Here is an 898-nt window from a genome sequence, read left to right on the forward strand (position 1 = left end):
GGTCGAGACCATGTCTCCGGACCGGAACAGCCGCGCATGCTCGCTCTCGCCGGGCGCGGCGAACGGATTGGGAATGAAGGCCTGGCCGGTCAGGTCCGGGCGTCCGAGATAGCCTTTCGCAAGACCTGGGCCTGAGACGCAGAGTTCGCCCGCGACGCCGGGGCCGACGGGCTGGAGATGGTCATCAACGACATGGACGCGCATCCGCCCGATGGGCTTGCCGATCGAGACGATCTTGCCCGTCAGCGCAGCGGGGGTGACGGTGCAGCAGGTGGCGTCGGCCGCCATCTCTGAGGAGCCGTAGAGATTGATCAGCGTGACGCTCTCGCCGAGTTCCGTGACCTGGCGGGCGAGGTCGCTCGGAAGCAGTTCGCCTGACGATGTCAGATAGCGCAGATAGGGCAGGCGGGTGCCGGTCGCGCGGGCAGCTTCGATCAGGGCCGCCAGCAGGGATGGCACCAGGATGAGGCGCGTGATGCGCTCATCGGCGAGAAGCTGCAGCAGCTGGAAGGGATCGCGCGCCGTCGCGTCATCGGCGACGACGCTGGGAATGCCCTTCAGCAGGCCGCCGAGCATTTCCCAGATCGAGTCGACGAAATTCAGCGCGGTCTAGCTGCAGCAGATTTCGCTGCTCTCGAACGGGAATTCCTGCCACATCCATTCAAAGCGGCTGAGCATCGCGGCATGCGAGCCGAGAATGCCCTTGGGTCGGCCGGTCGAACCGGAGGTGTAGACGACATAGGCCGTGCGCTCGGGATCGTCGGGTGCTGCCGGCACGCTGCCCGCTGCCGGCAGCGGCCTGTCGAGATTCAGAAGCGCACAGCCGGATTCGCGGAGGAAGGTCGCGCCATGCGTCGAATCCAGCGTCAGCACCACCGGCGCGGCTGCGTCCTCCAGC

The 898-nt window shown here is 66.7% G+C and carries 1 pseudogene; it reads right to left on the reverse strand.

Features of this window, described 5'->3' with window-relative positions:
* Window positions 1–876: pseudogene (locus tag AB4Y92_RS25070) on the reverse strand (AMP-binding protein); the annotation flags it as partial.
* Window positions 877–898: the final 22 nt, after the last annotated feature.

Source organism: Lysobacter sp. TAB13 (assembly GCF_052113885.1).
Classification (GTDB): Bacteria; Pseudomonadota; Gammaproteobacteria; order Xanthomonadales; family Xanthomonadaceae; genus Lysobacter; species Lysobacter gummosus.